This is a genomic window from Burkholderia sp. HAN2018, from assembly GCF_024704855.1.
Taxonomy (GTDB): Bacteria; Pseudomonadota; Gammaproteobacteria; order Burkholderiales; family Burkholderiaceae; genus Burkholderia; species Burkholderia cepacia.
Genome location: NZ_QOBB01000045.1, coordinates 1 through 20742 on the forward strand (window position 1 = coordinate 1; position 20742 = coordinate 20742).

General features: G+C 65.2%; 22 protein-coding genes and 1 tRNA gene. 10 read left to right on the forward strand and 13 right to left on the reverse strand.

The genetic code is table 11. From position 1 onward, the window contains the following. Positions 1 to 595: 595 nt before the first annotated feature. Positions 596 to 1126: a cytochrome b gene (locus DPV74_RS14360; protein WP_175757937.1), complete on the reverse strand. Its 531-nt coding sequence runs from the start codon at positions 1124 to 1126 to the stop codon at positions 596 to 598. Further along, positions 1126 to 2220, reverse strand: a complete 1095-nt coding sequence (locus tag DPV74_RS14365; protein WP_119337435.1) for a catalase family peroxidase — start codon at positions 2218 to 2220, stop codon at positions 1126 to 1128. The genes DPV74_RS14360 and DPV74_RS14365 overlap by 1 nt, the downstream gene beginning before the upstream one ends. A 156-nt stretch (positions 2221 to 2376) precedes the next feature. On the opposite strand from DPV74_RS14365, the gene DPV74_RS14370 reads away from it, so the two are divergent. Both DPV74_RS14370 and DPV74_RS14375 read left to right on the forward strand, forming a co-directional pair. After that, positions 2377 to 2898: a sigma-70 family RNA polymerase sigma factor gene (locus DPV74_RS14370; RefSeq protein WP_021162275.1), complete on the forward strand. Its 522-nt coding sequence runs from the start codon at positions 2377 to 2379 to the stop codon at positions 2896 to 2898. After that, positions 2895 to 3653, forward strand: a complete 759-nt coding sequence (locus DPV74_RS14375) for an anti-sigma factor (RefSeq protein WP_059694507.1) — start codon at positions 2895 to 2897, stop codon at positions 3651 to 3653. The genes DPV74_RS14370 and DPV74_RS14375 overlap by 4 nt, the downstream gene beginning before the upstream one ends. Before the next feature lie 249 nt (positions 3654 to 3902). On the opposite strand, the gene DPV74_RS14380 is transcribed toward DPV74_RS14375, so the two are convergent. Further along, positions 3903 to 4463 carry a hypothetical protein gene (locus DPV74_RS14380; RefSeq protein ID WP_060062193.1) on the reverse strand — a complete coding sequence of 187 codons (561 nt, stop codon included), beginning with the start codon at positions 4461 to 4463 and terminating at the stop codon, positions 3903 to 3905. A gap of 313 nt (positions 4464 to 4776) precedes the next feature. Here DPV74_RS14380 and DPV74_RS14385 point away from each other — a divergent pair, with 313 nt between their 5' ends. Then, a complete protein-coding gene (locus DPV74_RS14385) occupies positions 4777 to 4998 on the forward strand; it encodes a hypothetical protein (protein WP_162923036.1) in 222 nt (73 codons plus the stop codon). A 216-nt stretch (positions 4999 to 5214) separates the two neighbouring features. On the opposite strand, the gene DPV74_RS14390 is transcribed toward DPV74_RS14385, so the two are convergent. The 6 genes from DPV74_RS14390 to DPV74_RS14415 form a co-directional block, all read right to left on the reverse strand. Beyond that, complete coding sequence (locus DPV74_RS14390) at positions 5215 to 5532, reverse strand: hypothetical protein (protein ID WP_119337436.1); 318 nt, start codon at positions 5530 to 5532, stop codon at positions 5215 to 5217. A 15-nt stretch (positions 5533 to 5547) separates the two neighbouring features. Beyond that, complete coding sequence (locus tag DPV74_RS14395; RefSeq protein ID WP_119337449.1) at positions 5548 to 6447, reverse strand: Imm72 family immunity protein; 900 nt, start codon at positions 6445 to 6447, stop codon at positions 5548 to 5550. 57 nt (positions 6448 to 6504) lie between these two features. Continuing rightward, entirely contained in the window at positions 6505 to 7113 is a 609-nt protein-coding gene (locus tag DPV74_RS14400) for a hypothetical protein (protein WP_162923037.1), read from the reverse strand. A gap of 201 nt (positions 7114 to 7314) precedes the next feature. Beyond that, the gene (locus tag DPV74_RS14405) at positions 7315 to 7497 is read right to left on the reverse strand and encodes a hypothetical protein (protein ID WP_119337438.1); all 183 of its coding nucleotides are present in this window, start codon (positions 7495 to 7497) and stop codon (positions 7315 to 7317) included. Beyond that, positions 7494 to 7805, reverse strand: coding sequence for an Imm53 family immunity protein (locus DPV74_RS14410; RefSeq protein WP_060280116.1), 312 nt, complete (start codon positions 7803 to 7805; stop codon positions 7494 to 7496). Before DPV74_RS14410 ends, DPV74_RS14405 begins: the two co-directional genes overlap by 4 nt. 25 nt (positions 7806 to 7830) lie before the next feature. Further along, positions 7831 to 8085 (reverse strand): hypothetical protein, encoded by a 255-nt coding sequence (locus DPV74_RS14415; RefSeq protein ID WP_119337439.1) that lies wholly within the window; start codon positions 8083 to 8085, stop codon positions 7831 to 7833. Between the two features lie 587 nt (positions 8086 to 8672). Here DPV74_RS14415 and DPV74_RS14420 point away from each other — a divergent pair. Continuing rightward, positions 8673 to 8749: transfer RNA gene (locus DPV74_RS14420), tRNA-Val, on the forward strand. Between the two features lie 321 nt (positions 8750 to 9070). Continuing rightward, a complete protein-coding gene (locus tag DPV74_RS14425; protein ID WP_060174931.1) occupies positions 9071 to 9586 on the forward strand; it encodes a DUF2628 domain-containing protein in 516 nt (171 codons plus the stop codon). Positions 9587 to 9705: 119 nt separating this feature from the next. On the opposite strand, the gene DPV74_RS14430 is transcribed toward DPV74_RS14425, so the two are convergent. Beyond that, entirely contained in the window at positions 9706 to 10587 is an 882-nt protein-coding gene (locus tag DPV74_RS14430) for a sigma-70 family RNA polymerase sigma factor (RefSeq protein WP_119337440.1), read from the reverse strand. Beyond that, positions 10587 to 11063: a carboxymuconolactone decarboxylase family protein gene (locus tag DPV74_RS14435; RefSeq protein WP_119337441.1), complete on the reverse strand. Its 477-nt coding sequence runs from the start codon at positions 11061 to 11063 to the stop codon at positions 10587 to 10589. The genes DPV74_RS14430 and DPV74_RS14435 overlap by 1 nt, the downstream gene beginning before the upstream one ends. A gap of 558 nt (positions 11064 to 11621) precedes the next feature. Between DPV74_RS14435 and egtB the strand changes: the two genes are divergently transcribed. From egtB to DPV74_RS14460, 5 genes are all read left to right on the forward strand, one after another. After that, positions 11622 to 12845, forward strand: a complete 1224-nt coding sequence (gene egtB, locus DPV74_RS14440; RefSeq protein ID WP_027788768.1) for an ergothioneine biosynthesis protein EgtB — start codon at positions 11622 to 11624, stop codon at positions 12843 to 12845. Next, complete coding sequence (egtD, locus tag DPV74_RS14445; RefSeq protein WP_119337442.1) at positions 12829 to 13842, forward strand: L-histidine N(alpha)-methyltransferase; 1014 nt, start codon at positions 12829 to 12831, stop codon at positions 13840 to 13842. The genes egtB and egtD overlap by 17 nt, the downstream gene beginning before the upstream one ends. A 292-nt stretch (positions 13843 to 14134) precedes the next feature. Then, the gene (locus tag DPV74_RS14450) at positions 14135 to 14440 is read left to right on the forward strand and encodes a hypothetical protein (protein ID WP_060174934.1); all 306 of its coding nucleotides are present in this window, start codon (positions 14135 to 14137) and stop codon (positions 14438 to 14440) included. Positions 14441 to 14477: 37 nt separating this feature from the next. Further along, on the forward strand, positions 14478 to 14732 hold the full coding sequence (locus tag DPV74_RS14455) for a hypothetical protein (protein WP_119337443.1): 255 nt from the start codon (positions 14478 to 14480) through the stop codon (positions 14730 to 14732). A gap of 187 nt (positions 14733 to 14919) precedes the next feature. After that, entirely contained in the window at positions 14920 to 15294 is a 375-nt protein-coding gene (locus DPV74_RS14460) for a hypothetical protein (RefSeq protein ID WP_060197243.1), read from the forward strand. Between the two features lie 254 nt (positions 15295 to 15548). Here DPV74_RS14460 and DPV74_RS14465 read toward each other — a convergent pair whose 3' ends face one another. Then, on the reverse strand, positions 15549 to 18575 hold the full coding sequence (locus DPV74_RS14465) for a type III restriction-modification system endonuclease (RefSeq protein WP_119337444.1): 3027 nt from the start codon (positions 18573 to 18575) through the stop codon (positions 15549 to 15551). Further along, on the reverse strand, positions 18575 to 20593 hold the full coding sequence (locus tag DPV74_RS14470) for a site-specific DNA-methyltransferase (protein WP_060084390.1): 2019 nt from the start codon (positions 20591 to 20593) through the stop codon (positions 18575 to 18577). The genes DPV74_RS14465 and DPV74_RS14470 overlap by 1 nt, the downstream gene beginning before the upstream one ends. Positions 20594 to 20742: the final 149 nt, after the last annotated feature.

Here is a 20742-nt window from a genome sequence, read left to right on the forward strand (position 1 = left end):
CAGGATCAAACTCTTCAGTTTAAACCTGTTACTGTTTTCGGTTCGGTTAAGAACCGGTCGCTCACTCAAAGCTGACAGGAATATGAATCACTTCATAAACCTGACTTACTTTAGTGTGAGACTCTTGATACTTTTGCTATCTGATCCGAAGATCAGCTCGCTTTCATCAAGCGCCCACACTTATCGGCTGTTAATTTTTAAAGAGCAATCTGCGAGGAACTTCGTGTCTCCCGGCAGCGCTGCGTTTTCAGCAGCAGAGAAGCGAGATTATTAACCGTTTTTTAAAACTCGTCAACAACTTTTTTAACTACTTCGTTGCGACGACTGCGGTTTAATTTCGTATGTACTGGAGTTGCTAAAACCAACTTCAACAGCACCGCTTCCCTTCTTCTCCCGCGCTGCGTTTCCGTTAGCGCGAAAGAGGCGTGATTCTAAGCACCTGCCCCGGTCTCCGCAACCCCTTTCGTGAAATATTTTTGACATGCTATGCCGGGAGCAGCCGAGCCTACCCAGTGGTCATATAAAAGCGGCACGGCAAGAGCTGCCCCGGTCGCCCGTGTACAGCCCCGCCGCCGCGAACTCAACCTTCCGTCAGTTACCGCCCCACCATCGCCCTCACCACACCGTCCCGCCGAATCAGTCCGTGATACAGCGCCGCCGCAAAGTGCGCGAGGAAGGTCAAGAAGAACAGATAGGCCAGCACACGATGCGCGACCCTCAGCCAGGCGAACGTCACCGGATCAGCCGACACCAGCGCCGGCAGCTGCACGCCGCCGCCCAACGTCACCGGATACCCGCCCGCCGACAGCATCGCCCACCCGATCAGCGGCATCGCGACCATCAGCGCATACAGCACGAGATGCGATCCGTGCGCGGCCACCTTCTGCCACCACGGCAGATCCTCGGGTAACGCCGGCGGCTTCGACAACACCCGCACCACGATCCGCACGCACACCAGCACCAGCACGGCCACACCCAGCGGCTTGTGAATCGCCACCAGAACCTCGTGCCGCCCGGAAACGGACGCCACCATCCCCACCCCGATGAACAACATCGCGATGATCATCGCGGCCATCACCCAGTGCAGCACCCTCGCGGGCAAACCAAACGTCGCAGAAGTCTTCATCACCGTCCCTCCGAACTCAACCTGGCCACGCCCGCCACACCGGCCTCTTCACTCGTCCTGCGCAGATACGAATCCGCATAGGCAGCCGAGCGCGCCGCCAGCAACGGATCCCCCGACACCTGAATCCCCTGCGGCAGCACCGTCGGGTCGTAATTCACATCCCGGCACGGCCCGCTGTCCTGCGCCTCCACGCGGTCGAGCACGAGCGTGCCCGCGTCGATCGTCGTGCGCTGCTCGGGCCAGACCTTCGTGGCGTCGTCCACCGGATCGCCAGGCTCCGCCAACGTGACCAGCAGCTTCCACTTCTGCGCACCCGCCGCGATGCGCTGCGTCACGTCCTGCTGCAACACGTTCGGGTCCGCCGCCGTCGCGACGTCGCCGGCGCCGGCCGTCTGCTCCGGCACAACGCGCCACCGCACCGCCTGGCGCTTGCCGGCCGCGTCGACGAAGTAGAACGCGTTCAATCCGTAATAGCTTTCGGTGACGTAGCTCGCGCTCGGCTTCGCACCCTTCACCCATTGCAGGAACGCGCCCGCCTCCGGGTGCGCGCCGAAAAACGCCTTTACCTTCGCCGGGTCGGGCTTGCCCGTCTTCGGATCGGGCCGGGTCGCCATCAATTGCGCGTAGAACGCCTGCGGCGTCGCCACCGGAAACACGGGCATCGCGTTCATCCCGGTTCGCCATTGCTCGCCATCGGGCGCGGTGAGCTTCAGCGCGAGGCTGCGGATCGGCACGCTGCTGTCGGGCGCGTACGGGTTCCCGCCCGGCAACGCGAAGCGCCCGACCACCGGCGTGCGCACCGCCTTGAAGAACGGCGCGACCGAATACGCGCTCGCGGCGCCGTTGCCTTCGAAGTAACCGGTCACGCACACGCCCTTCGCGTGATTGCGCCGGAAACCCGGGTGAATGCCGCCGCCGGCCGTCTGCAATGCGTCGACGATCCGGTGCGGGGTCAGACGCGCCGGCGCGAACCACCCGCCGACATACCCGAACGCCACGGCCACGCCGGCCACCGCGCCGCCGATCGCGGCCCAGCGCCACCACCCGCGCCCGGGCTCGCGCTGCGGCGAAGAAGAGGAAGAAGATCGCTCCATGAATGTGCTCCCGACCATCAGGTCATTGTCGAACCCGCGTAGGACGCCACCCGCGCCGCTTTATTCCACGAAAATTTTTTTCCTATGCTGGTGGAATAAGCGGCGCCCACCAGCGTCTTACGCGGCATCTCTACCCATTCGGCAACCGGCCCGGCCATGCCCTCCACCGCCCTCGACGACGACGCATTGCGCGAACTCATCCCCAGGCTGCGACGCTTCGCGCTCTGGCTGGCGCGCGACGTCCATGCGGCCGACGATCTCGTCCAGTCGACGCTCGAGCGCGCACTGTCGCGCTGGACGAGCCGTCGCGACGACGCGTCGCTGCGCAGCTGGCTCTTCACGATCCTGTACCGGCAGTTTCTCGACGGCAAACGCAGCGCGAAGCGCTACGCGTGGCTGCTCGGGCGCATCCGCGACGACGACGAAGCGCACTGGCCGTCCGCCGAACGCGAATTCGCGGCACGCGCGACGCTCGAAGCGTTCGGCCGGCTCTCCGACGAACAGCGCAGCCTGCTGCTGCTCGTCGCAGTCGAGGGCTTCACCTATCAGGAAGTCGCCGACCTGCTCGAGGTGCCGATCGGCACCGTGATGTCGCGGCTCTCCCGCGCGCGCCAGGCGCTGCGCCAGCTCAGCGACGGCGAGCTTCCTGCTCCTTCTTTGCGATTGATGAAGAAATGAACACGCCTCCGAACGAACACGACCTCCAGGCCTACGTCGACGGCCAGCTCGACGACGATGCGCGCGCCGCGGTCGAGCGTTATCTCGCGCTGCATCCGGCGCGCGCGGAACAGGTGAAGCAATGGCAGCAGGATGCGCAGCGGTTGCGGGCCGCGCTGGAAAGCGTGCGGATGCCGGCGGATAACCTTGCGCTGGATCCTGCCGCCATTCGCGGCAGGCAGGCGGAGCGCACACGGATGCGGTTCGCGATCGCGGCTTCGTTCGTGTTCTGCGTCGGGCTGGGGACATTCGGCGGATGGCAGGCGCGTGGATGGAACGCGGCGCCGCCCATCGCACCGATGAGCGATGCAGTCGAGGCTTACCGGATGATGGTGGTCGATCAGACGGCCAAGGTGGATTACCGGCCGACCGGTGCGGGCGATTTGCAGGGGTGGCTCACCCGGCGCGTCGGGGCATCGGCGCGGCTGCCGGATTTGAGCGCTGCGGGGTTCAGGCCGGTCGGTGGGCGGTTGTTCACGACGGACAGCGGGGCCACGGCTGCGATGGTGCTCTATGAAGACGAGGCCGGGCGGACGCTGAGCTTCTATCTGCGGCCGGCAGAATCGAAACATCGCCTGCTGCCGGCCGGGCAACGTGTGGATGGCGCGTTGCTCGCACGGTACGGGTCGGTGAACGGGCTCAACTATGCGGTGGTCGGGCCGGCCGGGAGCCTCGCGGAGAAAGCGGTCGTGCAGGCGCTCGATCAGCAGACTTGAAGTAGCAGGATGCGCGCCCGGTCGGCGGTTGGGGGTGGCCGCCAGCGCCTTTTGTGGTGCGGCCCGGCGGGCTTGAACGGGCGCACGCTCACCACTCGCTTGCACAGTGTTTCGACTGACTTTCCCTGGCTGTTATGCACATCGAAGCCGCTCCGGTGCCCTCACCTTTGGGAATCACAGGGTTTCGAGTCGCTGCGGAACAGGATGTCCACATCGATCACGGGTAAGCGATCCGGCTTCCAAGGATGGCTACGATCCTGTCCGTCCAGGTAGAGTCGCCACCGAGACCTGGCTGCCGGCGAGCATCTTGTTCGCTCGACGCACGAACACCCAGTGCCAAACCCAGAGGAAAACTGCAACGCCACCGGCGATGGAGCCAAGGGTATCGGGTATCAACGAAACAACCTGCGCAAGACACCACCCGATGCCACTGATCCGGCCGAACGAGCGCAGACCCGACAGCGCCGGATTGATACGGGACTCCGCTTCCAGGGACTTCGCCACGTTGGAAATAATGAAGAAATCCTCGATGAAGTTGTACGGCAAGAGGAACATGAGCCAGACGCTGTTGGGTTCGGCCGCACGCGATCCTTGGTTGACCGATTTCAGGGTAGTCCTCAGGTCGCTCGCGTAGGCATAGACCAGAGCCAGGAAAACCGTGATGACGACGATGCCGCCGATTGTCCCAAGCCTCTCCATTTCGCCGAGAACGCCACCGTCTTCTGAAGGATGGACAAGGGGATAGGCGAGCCCAAAGGCAATGGGGAGGCTCAGCATGGCTTTGAGAATGATCCGCGCAGTTGCGCTCATGTGTATCCGATGGATAGGTGCGTTGTCACCGGCAGCATAGCGAACGATCATCCTCGCCGTGCGACTTTGTCCTGGTATATGCCGCCTTCTCTCGCGACGCCGGTCGAGTCGGTGTCTGAACCGCACCGGGAATCGTGGAGGCCGGTCAGCTTGATCGTGGTGACGCTACATGCTGATATCGTTCGGTTCGCTCACCTTGGGTCTGCACAGCGTTTCGAGTTGCGTGGAAGCGTGATATCCACAACCCGGGAGGTGACGCAAACATCCTCACCACATTCGCGTACCCTCACCCGTTGAATGCACAGGATTTCGAGTGTCTTGGCTGCTCGATATCCACATGGCACTCGATCACGGCGGGTCGCGCGAACATTCTTCCCATCACCTGCTCTATTCCGGACAATCCCTGTCCAACAAGGCATTCGGGCTGATTCACATGGTCGAGTGCATGGCGCTCACCTGTCCGAAGCACAGCGATTCGACTGGCTGGGCGTGCGGGTTGTCCACATGCGGCACGTCGGCAAGCGCACGAACGTGATGCACTTTCCCCCGCGCCCGCATCGTGGAGCCGGCATTTCTGCACTCAGTCGCGGGCTCACGTATCCGGATCGGCTTGTCACGGTCGGAATTCGCCGGGATCCGCCCTCCGCTTGCGATCCGAGCGCATGCTCACCTATTGCTCGCACAGCATTTCACGTCATTTGCGCCGCGGTTACCCACATACGAAGGCTGACCACCTTCACCGCCGCCCAGGTCACTTGGTCAGATGAACCTTGAGAATCTCGCCGGTCTCCGGGGAGATGACGTATCCCGTCGACGTTCCGAGCGGACTTGCATTGCCGAGCCCGCGCATGCCGGGAGGCATCTTCGCCAGAAACGTCACGCCGATGACGTGGTCGTCCGGTTTCGGATCGACCCTCGCGGCACTTTCGTCCGTGATGCAGATCTCGAAGTTGTGCAGATCCTGCCCGGTTTTCGCGAAGTCGTCATAGGCGGCCTTCAGGCCGAGCAGCGTCGCGGTATTGAGCCGGACGGAACATCGATCGACCTCGCCGAAATTCAGCTTGCTCATGGTGTTCTCCGGATATCACGGGTTCGGGTTCGTCTGCGGCGCTTGCCGCGGCTCGAGGAAATACTGCGATTCGTCGGGAATGACGCCGTTCACGTAACGCCGGTCTTCCCATAACAATCGCCAGCACGTCGGGATGAACAATCCCGGCAAATCGTCCGTCAGGTGCGGCGCACGCGTGCCCCGAGTGAAGTAATTGAAGCAACCTCCATTACGCAAACCGGGCATGACGATCGGCACGATGCCCGGTCGCGTCGACCACTTGACGACGACAGGCTCCCAGATGCCGTCGCAAGGCACTTTCCGGCCGGTCCAGATGATCGGGCCCACAGCTTCTGGAACCGCGGGCAGCTCCTCCGGAAACACCGGATACGAAAGCGTGTGGAAGTTGCGCTCATGGGCATCCGGGGACAACAGCTGTCTTGCCGAGCGCAGACGTGCGAGGTTGCCGAATCGATCGTCCGAATCGAACGGCGCATACTCCATCTGGTATTCCGATGCGTGCAGCAGTCGGGCCAGCGCGTCAATCTTCGGCGGGTACGGGGCAACCTGCCCACCGCGATCCCAGTAATCGGGATTAGGGTAGAAATACGCGTCCAGAAGGTGGTATTGCCGGTACACGTGCTTGAACGGCCCACCGCTCCGCCAGCCAATCCGGTTCCCTCGAGCCAGCTCGGTCAGCCCTCGATCGTAAGCCGCGAGAATGTCGGCGATGATCGGAAAGTGGGTGCGCTGGATGGCCTCCGGATCACCATCGGGCCACATGTTCACTGCATGCTCGTACGCGTTCGCGAAGCGCTCGAATGCCTCGCGCTTGCGCGTCCAGAGCGACAGGCTCGTCAGGCGTTGCAGCAGCCAGAAAATCTTGCGCCGGGTGGCGTCGTCCGTCATGTCGTACTGCTCGATCGTGTCGGTCATCATTGATCGTCTCGCAACGGCACCGGTTGCCTGCCCGTCATGCCCTCTCCTTTGCGTTCACGCCGGCGCAGCGTCATCGCCAAGGCCGCTGCGTTTCAACACCTCCCGCAGGCACACCGGACACACATACTCACCGGCGTCCCGCAGCCGCAGGAACATGGCCGGATCGTCGATCCGGAACGTCGAATCGACGATGTCGATATCCGGCCCGAGCACCTTGCGCAAAAACGCTTCGTCGAACCAATACTTGGGCTCGTGCTTCACACGGGCATCGATCACCCGCACGACGTGACAATCACGGATCACATCGATCGTGAGAATCGCCGTTTCGATATCCGGCGACGACCGCGTCGGCCGGATCAGCCCGTGAAGTTCGCATCGCGCGAAATCGCTCGGCCACTTTGCATTCGCCGCGACGACGGACGTATCGAACGCCTGCTCTTTCGTCGTCGGTTGATGAGGCACCTCGCCGGAACGCACGAGCAGTTCGTCCAGACACGCCAGACAGACATACGCGCGCATGCGCTCCAATGCCGCGATCTTCGGAAATGCCTTCACGTGCGCGACCCGATCGACGAAGATCGCATGGACCTCGTGCTCGTCGAGTTCGGCGCGCAACATCCACATCTCCCGGCTGTATCTCGGCCGGTCGAGCGAGACCTTCACGAGTTCACCGGGCACACACTGCCCGCGCAACCTGATGCGTGCGTCCACACCCTTCGATGTTGTCGCCGTGGAAGCGCGTCCGTGTCGATGGCAAACGATCGGTCCCATTACTCACTCCAGTTGCGAGCGCCGCTTGCGTCGCCCTGTTCTTTCTTCGGTTTCGTCGCGCCGTGGAAGACATCGAGCGATCGCACACCGCATTCATCGCGTTTCGATGACGCACTGTCTCGGCCCGCGCCAGGCGATCGCCCATTCCCCGCGCCCGGATTGCCGAGCGAAGCCCAACCGTGCCAGCCCATCGGCGGCGGCCACCACCTTCGTCACGACAACCGCAACATGGCCGGCAATCTCCGTCGCCAGCATTTCGTCGACAGGTGCCTTCATCGATCGCTTCGACCTTCGTCGTTCGTCGCGCGCCAGTCAATCCACTCGACCGCGAGCGCGAGGAGCTCCGGCAAATTGCCCGGGCCGCCGTAGCCGGCGAATTCAGCGCTGGTCGCACGCACGGATATCCAGTCCGACTCGTTGCGCTCGATCGACAGATCGATCACCTTGCCGGACGTCGCGCCGTCGAGCTTCACCTTCCATCCCGGATTGTCCAGCGTGACGACCTCGATGCCGTGCGCGTGTTCCCAGACGCCATCGCAACGCGATTCGTACCAGCGCTGCAGCGCAGTCAAAGAATCAATCATGTGCCTGTGCCTCTCGTCATCCGGTTCACACCGTTGCGAGCCATCTGACGATGTCTTCGATGTCTTGGCGAGACAGCTTTCCGACGCGATCGACAAACACCCCGTAGTCGAGATCGAACTTCACGTTGAATCGCTCGCCTTTGTAGCGGCAGCACAGGACGTCGGCTTCCGGGATCGACACGCGTTGATCGAACACGATGTCGCCCGGATGTTGCTGCATTCGATGCACGACTGTGTCGATGTCGAGCGTGTCGAGCCTGGACAACGAAGAATCGTTCATGTGTCGTGAGCCTGTCCGCCGGGCCTTTGCATCCTGGATGCCCGCGATTCTACAGACATGACGGTTCGCACATCACCCACGCGCTTCACAGCTTCCCGATTCGTTCTTCTGTTCGCCGCACGCAGTGCATATCCCGGGCTGATCACAGTCGACGGACTGTGCTTATCCAAAGGTGTTAACAGAGTTCGTATATATACGTAGTGATAGTTAACAAGCGCTGTGCCTCACAGTGGATAACCTCCGTAACGCACTGAATTTTCAGCGCGAAGCGGGATGCATAACCATGGGTGTCGCACGTGAACAGCTCCGCGCAGCACAGAACAACTTTTCGTCGATTCACAGACTCGCCGACATATCCTCAATCGTTCCACTGTGAATCCAGAGGCTTGCCGGACGGTTATCCAGAGGGCAATGTGGATAACATCACCGCGCATCGACACGTTTTGCTGTGATGCGAAGCGGTGAAGGCGACGTGCCCGGCATCGCCAGGCACCGTCGATCGTTTGCCCCCGCACGCGCCGATTCAAAAAATTTTCACGAAAGGGCTTGTGCTCCTCAAAAACCCTCTCTATAATTCGCGGCTTCTTAGGCTCGTAGCTCAGTTGGTTAGAGCACCACCTTGACATGGTGGGGGTCGTTGGTTCGAATCCAATCGAGCCTACCAACGAACAAAATGAAGGGGTCCGGCAGCGCAAATTGCCTACAGGCAACGCGGCTCGCCAAACATACAAACGCCACGCGGCAACCTCGCGTGGCGTTTTTCTTTTTCCGGCCGAAACAACGCGAAACGACGCATATCGCCCCGATGCGTTGCGCGATCCACGGCATCGCATCTCCACCGACATCCTGGCCCGTGACGCTACGACCTGCGCTGCACGGCGGGTAGAATCGTGTGCGACCGAAGCGGCTGCGCCGTTCGATTTTCACCGCATCCGACCACATCAAAACAACAACGCGCGACCCGCGCGACTGAGAGCACCCGACCATGTCCGACGTCACGACCGCCGCATCGCTCGCGAGCAACGACGAAATCGCCGCTTATGTCGGCAAGAAGGCTGCCTGGTTCGAGCGGAAATGGACGATCGCCGCGTCGCGCAAGAACCGGCAGTCGTGGAACTGGGCAGCCTGTTTCCTGGGCCCGGTCTGGATGGCGTATCGATGCATGTACTGGCAGGCCGCGGCCGTCCTCGGCGCGTCGCTCGCGATCACGCTGGTCGAGCTGCTGTTCTTCCCGACATACTTCGAATCGAGCACGCTCGACCCGGTCACGATCGGGATCGCGGTTTCGCTCGGCTGGTACGGGAACGGCCTCTACAAGGCGCACGTCGAGCGCCGGATCGACAAGCTGCGCCCGAACGCGACGTCGCGCGAATCGTTTCTCGCGTTGCTGGAAGCGCAGGGCGGCACGAACTGGCTCGCGGCGACCGGTTTCGCGATCGCGACGCCGTTGCTCGGCTTCCTGATGATCGTGATCCGCAACGTCGTGGTCGGCACGTATTGATTGAACGAGCACGAGCGCGAGCACGCACCGGCGGCCGGTAAAGCAGGGCGGCAGGGCGGTGAACAGCGCGCATCGCGGCCGTGCCTGCGCACGGCACCCGACGCGCAATCCCGCCACACTCAATGCAGATGCTTCAACTTGTCAGGATTGCGCACGACATAGATCGCAACGATCTTTCCGTCCTCGATCTCGAGCGCCGTGGTCTGCAGCTCGCCATCGGATTCCAGCGTGACGAAACCCGGCAGCCCGTTGATGAACCCGGCACGCACGAGCTTCGATGCATGTGTCGCAAACAGCTCGGCCAGATACTCGTGCACCTTCATCACGCGTTTGAAGCCGAACACCGGCTTGCCCGCCGCCGAGCGCTTGCCGCCACCGTCCGAATGCAGGCTCACGTCCTCGGCGAGCATCGCGCCGAGCGTGCGCATGTCGCCGCTGCGTGACGCGGCAAAAAACGCTTCCGCCAATTCGATCCCGTGCTGTTTCTCGACATGAAAGCGCGGCCGCGCCTCGCGCACATGCGTGCGGGCTCGCGCGGCGAGCTGCCGGCACGCGGCAGGGTCGCGCTGGATCGTCGTGGCCACTTCGTCGAACTCGAGGCCGAACACGTCGTGCAGCAGGAAAGCCGCGCGTTCGAGCGGCGAGAGCCGTTCGAGCGCGAGCAGCAGCGGCAGCGTGACGTCTTCCTGTTCGTCTTCCTCGACGACCGGCTCGGGCAGCCACGGGCCGATATAGGTCTCGCGCTGGTGCCGTGCGGACTTCAGCTGGTCGAGGCACATGCGCATCACCATGCGGCGCAGGAACGCCTCGGGCACGCGCACCTCGGTACGGTCGACGTCCATCCAGCGGATGAACGCTTCCTGCACCATGTCCTCGGCATCCGCGACGGAACCGAGCATCCGGTACGCAACGCGGATCAGCGTGCGACGCAGCGGGTCGAAGCTCGCCGCCGCGTCGGCCTGTGCTTCGGCGCTGCCCCTGGCCGGGTCGAGGGTCGCCATCAGTCCACCATCTTCGCGGCGGCGGCCTTCGCGTCGGCCGGGTCGATCCACAGCCCGAAGCCGACGGCGAGCCGGTTCCAGCCGTTGATCACGTTGATCATCAGCGTGAGCTTCACCTGTTCCTCCTGGCTGAAGTGGTCGTTCAGCGCCGCGTAGGCTGCTTCGTGTGCGGCGTGGCCCTCCGACAGCCGCGTGAGCGCTTCGGTCCAGCCGAGCGCCGCGCGTTCGCGGTCGGTGTAGCAGGGCGCTTCGCGCCACGCGGCGAGCAGATAGATGCGCTGCTCGGTCTCGCCTTGCTCGCGCGCCTCGGCCGTGTGCATGTTAATGCAGTTCGCGCACGCGTTGATCTGCGATGCGCGGATCTTGACGAGCTCGATCAGCGTCGGCTCGAGGCTCCCGGCAGCGGCGACCGATACGGTCATCCAGCTCTTCATCAGTGCGGGGGCGGCGGCAAACGGATTGAGTTTCGCAGTCATGGTCCTTCTCCTTTCGTGTGGGTTCCGATGACATGACGAGCGAGCCCCCCGCGTGTGTGACATCGGCGAAAAATTTTTTCGAAGCGCGTTTGGCCGCGGACCCGGACGAAGGGCGGGGCGGTTCATCGTCGTGCCGGTCGTGGTGCACGCACACGTTCGTCAGACAAATCCGGGCATCTCGGGGCATTCACTCACGATCGCTGCGCGGATGTCATGGGGCGTCAGCAGCCCGCCAGCGCGGACCAGCGCGTCGCGCACGGCGTTCACGCCCGAACCGGCAGGCCTGCCCGGCGTGTCACGCGTGCGGCACGCGCGCAGCCAACACTTTCATTTCTCTTTCGTTCGCGTTTCACCGGCATCCCGATTCGCAGCATTCACATTTCTGGACCATACTGTTCTGCACGGGCAGATGAAGTGACGCCGCATTCGCGGCCCGGCGCGCGCGCCGGCTGCCCGTCGACGCAGCAGCAGGTTGCACGTCAGCCGCGCGCATCATGCGCAAGGCTTTCCCTTTTCCGGCAACGCAACGCAGCGAATCGCGACGTGGACGGTAAACCGATGAGCCTCCTTGCATCACAGCTTCAGCGCCGTTACCAGGACGTGCGCACCCATAGCGTCGCGTTGACCGCGACGCTGTCCGCCGAAGACCAGGCCGTGCAGTCGATGCCCGACGCGAGTCCGACGAAATGGCATCTCGCGCATACGACCTGGTTCTTCGAAACCGTCGTGCTGATGCGCCGCGTGCCCGGCTACGCGCCGTTCGACGACGCATTCCAGTTCCTCTTCAATTCCTATTACGAAGCGCTCGGCCCGCGCCATCCGCGGCCGCAGCGCGGGCTGCTCACGCGCCCGTCGCTCGACGAGGTGCATGCGTACCGGCAATACGTCGACGACGCGATGCTGCGCGCGCTGGCCGGCGCCGATGCGGCGCTGCTCGATACGATCGCGCCCGAGATCGTGCTCGGCCTGCATCACGAGCAGCAGCACCAGGAACTGATCGTCACCGACATGCTGCACGCGTTCTCGTGCAACCCGCTGAAGCCGGCGTTCCGGCCGCGCAACGGGACGGACGCGGACGCAATGGCCGCGGGCGATGCGGGCGCGCTGCACTGGCTTCACCAGCCGGGCGGGCTCGTCGAGATCGGCCACGACGGCGATGCGTTCTCGTTCGACAACGAACGGCCGCGTCATACGGCGCTCGTGCGGCCGTACGAGATTGCGAACCGCCTCGTGACGAACGCGGAGTTCGCGGCGTTCGTCGCCGACGGCGGCTACACCCGCCCCGAGTTCTGGCTGTCCGACGGCTGGGCCACGGTGCAGCGGGAAGGGTGGCAAGGGCCCGCGTACTGGCTGCCCGACGACGACGATGCGGCCGCCACGCGCGTCCGTCGCACGTTCGGCCTGCACGGCATCGAACCGCTCGCGCCCGACGCACCGGTGTGCCACGTGAGCTTCTACGAAGCGGCCGCGTACGCGGAATGGGCCGGCGCCCGCCTGCCGACCGAATTCGAATGGGAAGCCGCGTTCCCCGCCGAAGGCATCCGGCAGATGCTCGGGCACGTGTGGCAATGGACGCGCTCGTCCTACGAGCCGTACCCGGGCTTTCGGCCGCTCGCGGGCGTCGCCGCCGAATACAACGGCAAGTTCATGGTCGGCCAGCAGGTCCTGCGCGGCAGCAGCATCGCGACGCCGCCCGGGCACGAACGGCCGACGTACCGCAATTTCTTTCCGCCGGCCGCGCGCTGGCAATTCACGGGGGTGCGACTTGCGCGAGACGTCTGACCAGACGGCCACGAGCGGTGGCCAGCAACCCGCCCGCGATTCGCGGCCGAGCGCGTTCGAGCGCGACCTGATCGACGGACTGTCGCGTACGCCGCGCAGCATTCCGCCGAAATACTTCTACGATGCGGCCGGCTCCGCGCTGTTCGATCGCATCTGCGAACTGCCCGAGTATTACCCGACCCGTACCGAGCTCGGCATCCTGCGCGATCGCGCGGCCGAGATCGTGCGGCGCGTCGGCCCGCATGCGGAACTCGTCGAATTCGGCGCGGGCTCGCTCGAGAAGATCCGCGTGTTGCTCGACGCGTTCGCCGGCAACTATGCGAACGCGCCGGCGCGCTACGTGCCGGTCGACATCTCGGCGGACTACCTGCACGGTGCGGCCGCGCGGCTGCGGTCGGCCTATCCGTGGCTCGACGTCGCGCCGCTCGCGGCCGACTACACGAAGGCCGAGCAGCTGGCCGCGCTGACCGCGACACCGGCGCGGCGCATCGGTTTCTTTCCGGGCTCGACGATCGGCAATTTCTCGCGGGACGAAGCCGACGCATTCCTGCGCGATGCCGCACGGCTGCTGCGCGGCGGCGGCCTGCTGGTCGGCGCCGATCTCGTGAAGGACGCGCGCACGCTGCACGACGCGTACAACGATGCGCAGGGCGTCACCGCGCAGTTCAACCTGAACCTGCTGGTGCGCGCGAACGCGGAGCTCGGCGCGGATTTCGACGTCGACGCGTTCTCGCATTGCGCGTTCTACGACAGCGAGCGGCAGCGCATCGAGATGCATCTCGTCAGCGATATCGCGCAGACGGTGCACGTGCGCGGCCACGCGTTCCGCTTCGACGCCGGCGAGCGCATCCATACGGAGAATTCGCACAAGTTCACGATCGACGGCTTCCATGCGATCGCGCGCCGCGCGGGATTCGCGCCCGATACCGTGTGGACCGACGCGGACAACCTGTTCAGCGTGCACTGGCTGCGCAGCGTCGACGATATCCGCGCGTAACGCCCGCTGTTGCGAACCGCTCGCGTCGCGCGGTGCGGGCGGTTCGCGTCCCGCGCACGCCGGCGAGCTCGATCGAATCGCCCGGTTTCGTGCCGAAACGCCCTTTTTACCGGCCCGATGCATCGCCGCAACGGTGTTTCGAGTATGGCCTCTCCCTTGTCCCGCAAGGCTTTGCAGGCATCCGTAAACGTCCGTTACCTGTCTCGCATACCCGTTTCACCTGTGTCTGTGTCCGGTGCCTAGACTCCGAACCGTATTCACATGACGCACGACACGTGCAGGGAGTCGCGAGATGAGCAAGAAACTTATTCTCGGTGCAGTTCTCGGTGTAGCGGCGCTGGCAGCTTCGGGGGTCGCGTCGGCCCACGTCGACCTGTCGGTCGGCATCGGCGTGCCGGGCGTCTACGCGGCGCCGGCACCGGTCTACGTCGCGCCGCCGCCGCCTGTCATGTACGCGCCGGTCGGCTACCGCGATGACGGCTGGCGTGGCGATGGCTGGCGTCGGCGCGAATGGCGCGAACACGAGTGGCGCCGCCGTGAATGGCGCGAGCACGAGTGGCGCGACCATGGCGGCTGGCGCGGCGGCCGCTGGGACTAAGCGGCCCGGCTGATCACCACGAGAGGAGAGTGACAACATGATGCCCATTCGTCACATCAGGCTGTGTGCCGCCGCCGCTGTCATGGCGCTCGCAACGATCGGCAGCGCGCATGCGGCGGGCTGCATGAAGGGTGCGGTGGTCGGCGGGGTCGCCGGCCACTACGCGGGGCACCACGCGGTCGTCGGTGCGGTCGGCGGCTGTATCGTCGGCCACCACATGGCGAAGAAGCAGGCGCAGGAGCAGGCCGCGCAGCACAAGGGCGCCGCGCAGGGCATGCAGCCGCCGCAGTAAGCACTTCACCACCGGGGCGGCGCCCACGCGCCGCCACCGCCTGCTTCGTTCCCCGTTCATGCAACACCCGGATTGATCCGACGAATGTGCGCCGCGCGCATCGTTACGATCATTTACAACGTCGTGTGGCGCGAATTTGGCGCGTTCATAGAATGCAGTCACACGAACGCGCTCCAGGGAGCACAAGATGAAACAGCAACGATATCTGTCCGTATTGACGGCCGCGCTGCTCGCGCTCGGCTCGGTGTCCGCCTACGCGGCGGCCGGCGGCAATGGCGGTGGCAACGGTGGCGGTCATGGCGCAGGCGGCTCGGGCGGCAACGCGGGCGGCATGTCCGGCGGCCACATGAGCGGCCAGGCGCTGAGCAACTCGAACGGCATGCACGCGGGGGACCGCGACAAGGGCCTGTCGCGCGCAGCCGACCGCTCGGATACGATCGCCGATCGCGCCGGCGTGCAGCCGGGTCGCGGTCACACGCATGGGCAAACGCATGGCCATACCACGCATGCGTCGACGTCCACGCATCGTTCGCATCACAACGCATTCGGCCGCACGCTGTAAGCGCGGCGCACGCATGCGGGAAAAGGGCGCTTCGGCGCCCTTTTTTCATCGAGGCAACGCATCGCCGCCGTCGCGCGGAAACGTCGTGCCGACCGGATTTGCAACCAGCCGTAACCGCGTCGTACTCGTACAGGAATAGGGATCGCCTTCACGCGGTTGACGGAAGAGAAACCGTCGCGTGAAGAGGGCGCGGCGAGGGTGTCCGGCACGTTCACCAACGCAGAAAAAAGGGCGGCTCATCGCCGCCCTTCGTATCACCGCCCGGCGCCTGCCACCGGCACCGCAGGTTCGAACAACGCATCGGCCTGCCTGACGCGCACGAAGCGCGCCGCGCCGTCGCCGTCCACCAGTGCACGGAAATGCGCTTCGCCGCACGCGAGCTTCGCACGCTCGTGCTCGCTTGGCACATGGCCGTCCGTATTCGGCGTATCGACGACGAAGTACAGCCGCTCGCCGCCGTCCTGCTCCGCGAGCACGGCCCAGTCCGGGTGATAGCTGCCGAGCGGTGTCTGCACGCGGAACCACGCGGGCAGCTTCGCGTACAGCTTCACGCCGTCGTGCGCCTCGAGCGCATCGGCGAACGCGCGCTCCGCGTCCGTCTCGCACACGACCGCTTCGTGGATCGACTTCTGCGCGTCGGGCCGCAGGTTGCGCAGGTAACCCGTCAGCGCCTCGCTTTCGAACGATTCGAGCGCATGCACATGGCGCTCGCCGAGCTTGCGATACGCGATGCCCGCGACGAGCGCGAGCCGCTTGCAGCGGTTGATCGCATCGGCCGCGACCGCGATGAATTGCTGCGGATTCACGCGAAAATCGTCGAGCCGGCCGCTGTCGGCCAGGATCGTCGCAAGCGAACGGCGCGTGAGCTGCGTGCGGTCCTGCAGCTCGGTGAGCAGGTCGGGCAGCGGCAGCTCGCCTTCGTCGAGCAGCACCGTACCAGCGCCGGCCACCTCGATCGCCTCGATGCCGGCCTTGCCGATATCGATCTCGGCCTTGCGCCACTGCAGCCGGGCGCGCGCGATGTCCGGCGCGTCGTGCAGCGCGGCCGCGCAGTCGCGCACGAGCTTCGCGTTGTCGAACTCGACGCGGTACACGGTGCGATGACGGATGCGGTCCCACAACGCGCGGAAATCCTCGCCGAACACGACGGCCTTGCCCGACGCATCGCGCCGCAGCGCGATCGCACGGCGCTCGTCCGCGTTGCGCACGGCAAAACGGCCTGACAGCTTGCGCAGCGTCGCGACGATCGGCGCGCGCAGCATCTCGAACGCCTCGGGCAGCACGAGCGCGCTCTGGCGCAGCGCATCCTTCAGCCGGTCGAGCACCTTGCCCTGCGCATCGACGTAACCCTGCTCGTGCAGATGATTCCACAGCACGCGCGACAGCTCGATGCCGAGCGCATGCGCGGGCGCGTCGCCCTCCTGGACGGGCAGCGCCGCGAACTGGTGTTCCTCGACGATCCCGAAACGGATGCCCGTATCGGCCTCGATTTCCTTCTGCAGGTTCTCCGCGAACGACTCGTAGCGCTCGGTCGCGATCACGGTGAGCGTGTTCACGCCCGGGTCGCGCACGCGTTCGCCGTCCTGGTCGACGGCGAGGCGCAACCCGCGGCCGAGCGTCTGGCGGCGCTCGCGCTCGGTCTGGATGTCGCGCAGCGTGCAGATCTGGAACACGTTCGGGTTGTCCCAGCCTTCCTTCAGCGCCGAGTGCGAGAAGATGAACTTCAGCGGCGTGTCGAACGACAGCAGCGCTTCCTTCTCGCGCATGATCAGACCGTACGCGCGTTCCGCGTTCTCGCGGGCCGCCGCGCTGCTTTCGCTCGTATCGGTCCAGCCGCCCTTGCGGTCGATCGAGAAGTAGCCGTTGTGCGCACGCTCGACTTCGAGTGCGACGTCGACGCCGTCGAACAGCGCACGGTAGGCCGGCACGCGTGCCGCGCGCGCATATTCCTCTTCGAAGATCAGCGCGTAGTCGCCCTTCACGGGCACACCGTTCTCGTCGTAGCGGCGATAACGCTCGACCGAATCGACGAAGAACAGCGACAGCACCTTCACGCCGCGCTCCGCGAGGCGCAGTTCCTTGTCGAGATGCTCGCGGATCGTGCGGCGGATCATCTCGCGCTGCACGGCGAGCGTATCGATGTCGCCGAACGCCTCGCCGAGCGACAGGAACGCCTCGCCTTCCGGATGGCGCAGCTCGACGTACTCGGCGCCCTTCACCGCATGCACCTCGCCGATCCGCAGCCCCGCATACAGCGCGCGCCGGGTCAGGCGTTCGAGATCGTCGCCGTCGGTAGCCGTCACGATCTGGCGCTTCACGCCGGCCGCCGTCGCGACGTCGAGCTCGACGCGCGCGCTGATCGCGCCACGCCGGTTCGACACGCCGACGAGCCGCACATACGGCTTGTTGTGCGCATCCTCGACGATCGCCGACGCGATCTCGATCTGCTTCACGAGCTTGCGTTCGTAAGCGTCGACCGCGTCGAGCCGGTACACCATGTGATGGCGATCGACGTGCGTGGCCGAATAGCGCAGCGTGCAGAGCGGCGCCATCGCGGCGAGCGCTTCGCGCCCGCGCCCCTCGAGCCCGCCGTCGACGCTTTGCGGCTCGTCGACGATCACGATCGGCCGCGTCGCACGGATCAGGTCGATCGGCTTCTCGCCGCCGGTCTTCTCGCTGTCCTTGTAGAGGTTGTTGATTTCCTTCTTGTTGATCGCGGCAACCGTCATCACCATGATCTGGATCGCCGCGCTCGCCGCGAAGTGGCGCACCTGGCCGAGCTTCGCGGAGTCGTACAGGAAGTAGTCGTACGGCACGCCCGCGTACAGCGCGCGGAAGTGATCCTCGGTGATGGAAAGCGTCTTGTGCACGCCTTCCTTGATCGCGATCGACGGCACGACGATCACGAACTTCGTGAAGCCGTAGCGGCGGTTGAGCTCGAAGATCGTGCGCAGGTACACGTAGGTCTTGCCGGTGCCGGTCTCCATCTCGACGGTGAAGTCGCGCGAGCCGGGCAGGCCGGACGGCGGCAGCCCGCCGCGCAGCTGCACGTCGGCGAGATTGCGCGCGAGCGCGTCGTCGGTCAGCGACAGCCGGTTGCCGACGCCTTGTTCCGACACCGCGAAGCCGAGCGAGCCTTGCGCGGCGGCCGTCGTGCCGGGCGCGGCGTTCGCGAGCACGCTGAAGTCGCCGCGATACGATTCCTGGCCGCGAAACAGGTCGCAGACGGCGTCGATCGCCTCGCGCTGGTAGTCGAGATCCGCTTCGAAATGCAGCCGCATCACAGGCTCCGCACGCGCTTCACGCCGTGCTGTTCGAGCAGCGCGGCGAGATTGAGCTTCGCAACGTCGTCCACGAAGCCGCTGTCGCGGAACAGGCACGTGACGTCGTGCGTCGTGCCGGTCGCGTCGAGCAGGTCGACGATGCCGTCGGCGAGCGGGCCCGCGTCGTCGCGCGTGATGCGCGCATCGAAGCACGCGACGATCGCGCGGCCGATCAGGTGCACGGTCTTGCCCGCCACCTGGTGATGCTCGACCGGCGTGCACAGGTCGAGGCCAAGCTTCAGCGTCAGTTCGGCGAGCAGGTCGTCTTCCGTGCGGCCGGTCTTCACGTGCTCGACGGATGCGAACAGCGCGTGGTCGAAGTCGTCGCGGCGCGGGTCCCACTCGATCACGTTGGTCGTGTCGAGCCGGTACACGCGGAAACCGAGATCGCCATAGCTTTCCGGGTAATCGCGCGCGACCTGCTGCGCGGCGCGGCGCAGGCGTTCCTTGGTGATTTCGGCGAGCGTCAGCGGCTTTTTCAGCTTCGCGCAGAAATCGGCGGCCGCCAGTTGCGTCTTGTCGCGGCGGTCGAGCGCCTCGGGCAACTGCACGAGGATGTAACGGCGCGCGCCGCCGTCGGTCGCGTTCACCTGCATCACCGCGTGGCCGGTCGAGCCGGAGCCCGCGAAGCAGTCGAGCACGATGTCGTCGCCGCGCGTGCACCAGCCGATCACGGCCGCCGCGAAATCGACCGGCTTCGGCAGGTCGAACGGGATGCCGAGCGTCTTCAGGAGCGCGTCGTCGGAGCCGGCGAACGGCAGCACCGACGGCACGTTCTCGTACATGTTCTCGTCGAGGTAGTAGATCCGCTGCGGCTGCGTGGTTTCATCCGCGCCGAACTCGATCTGGCCGCGCTCGATCAGCGCCTGCATCGTCGCGGGCGGGTTGCGCCAGCCGCGCGCCGGCATCGCGCACGGCTTGCCGGTGACCGGGTGGATCAGCGGCGTGAAATACTCTTCCGGCGCCTTCTTCTTGTTCGGCCAGGCCATCGACACGAGACGGTACACGCGCCCGTCGGCCGACAGCCGGTCGTACATCACCTCGCCGCCCGACAGGTTGGTCTGCGCCTTCATCCACGCGCGGTACGCCTTCTGCGCGTCCTTCGCGTTGCCGCTGCGGTACACGGCGTCGTGCGCGGCGTCGAGCATGCGCTGCGCATTGCGCTTCGGGCGCTTGAGCGGCGCCCGTTCGAGCAGCGTCTCGGCATTGCGCGCGAACAGCACCAGCGATTCGTGCTGGTACGCGACGCCGCGTGCGTCGCCCTTCGGGTTGCGCTTGTCCCACACGGCGACGCCCAGCTCGTTCTCCTCGCCGAAGATCTCGCGCAGCATCAGCACCAGCGCGTGCACTTCGTGCTCGTCGATGTGCACCGCGATCAGCCCTTCGTCGGACAGCAGCGCGTGCGCGAGCTTCAGGCGCGGATACATCATGTTCAGCCAGTCGGTGTGGAACCGGCCGTTCGCCTCGGTGTTGGTGCTGCGCTTCACGCCGCCCTGGGTCTGCCCGGTCATCGCCAGGTAGTGGCGGATGCTGTCGCTGAAGTCGTCCGGATAGACGAAATCGCTGCCGGTGTTGTACGGCGGGTCGATGTAGACGAGCTTCACCTTGCCGGCGTAACTCTTGTGCAGCAGCTTCATCACGTCGAGGTTGTCGCCCTCGATCACGAGATGGCGCGTGTCGTCCCACGCGACGCTGTCGTCGGGGCAGGGCCGCAGCGTGCCGGTCGACGGCGTGAGCGCGGCCTGGCGCGCGCTGCGCTTGCCATGCCAGTGGAAGCCGTAGCGTTCTTCGGCGTCGCCGACCGTGCGATCGCCGACCAGCGCCTTCAGCACGTCGATGTCGACCGACGCGCCGCCGGGGCCTTCGGTCACGAGTTCGGGGAACAGCGCCTTCAGGCGCGCGACGTTGTCGGCGGTGAAATCGGTCGACATCGCCTGCGGGCTGGCCGCATCGAGTTTCTGCATCGTCTTTTCCATCGGAGCCCGGCCGCGCGCGCCAGGACGTCGGGCGCGCTCACGGCACCGGCGGCAATGGCCACCCGGGCAAACCCGAAACGCTATCGAGTCGACCGGCCGAGGTCAAGCGCCGATGTGGGCCGAGCGTGCGGGCATCGGCCGCGATCGCC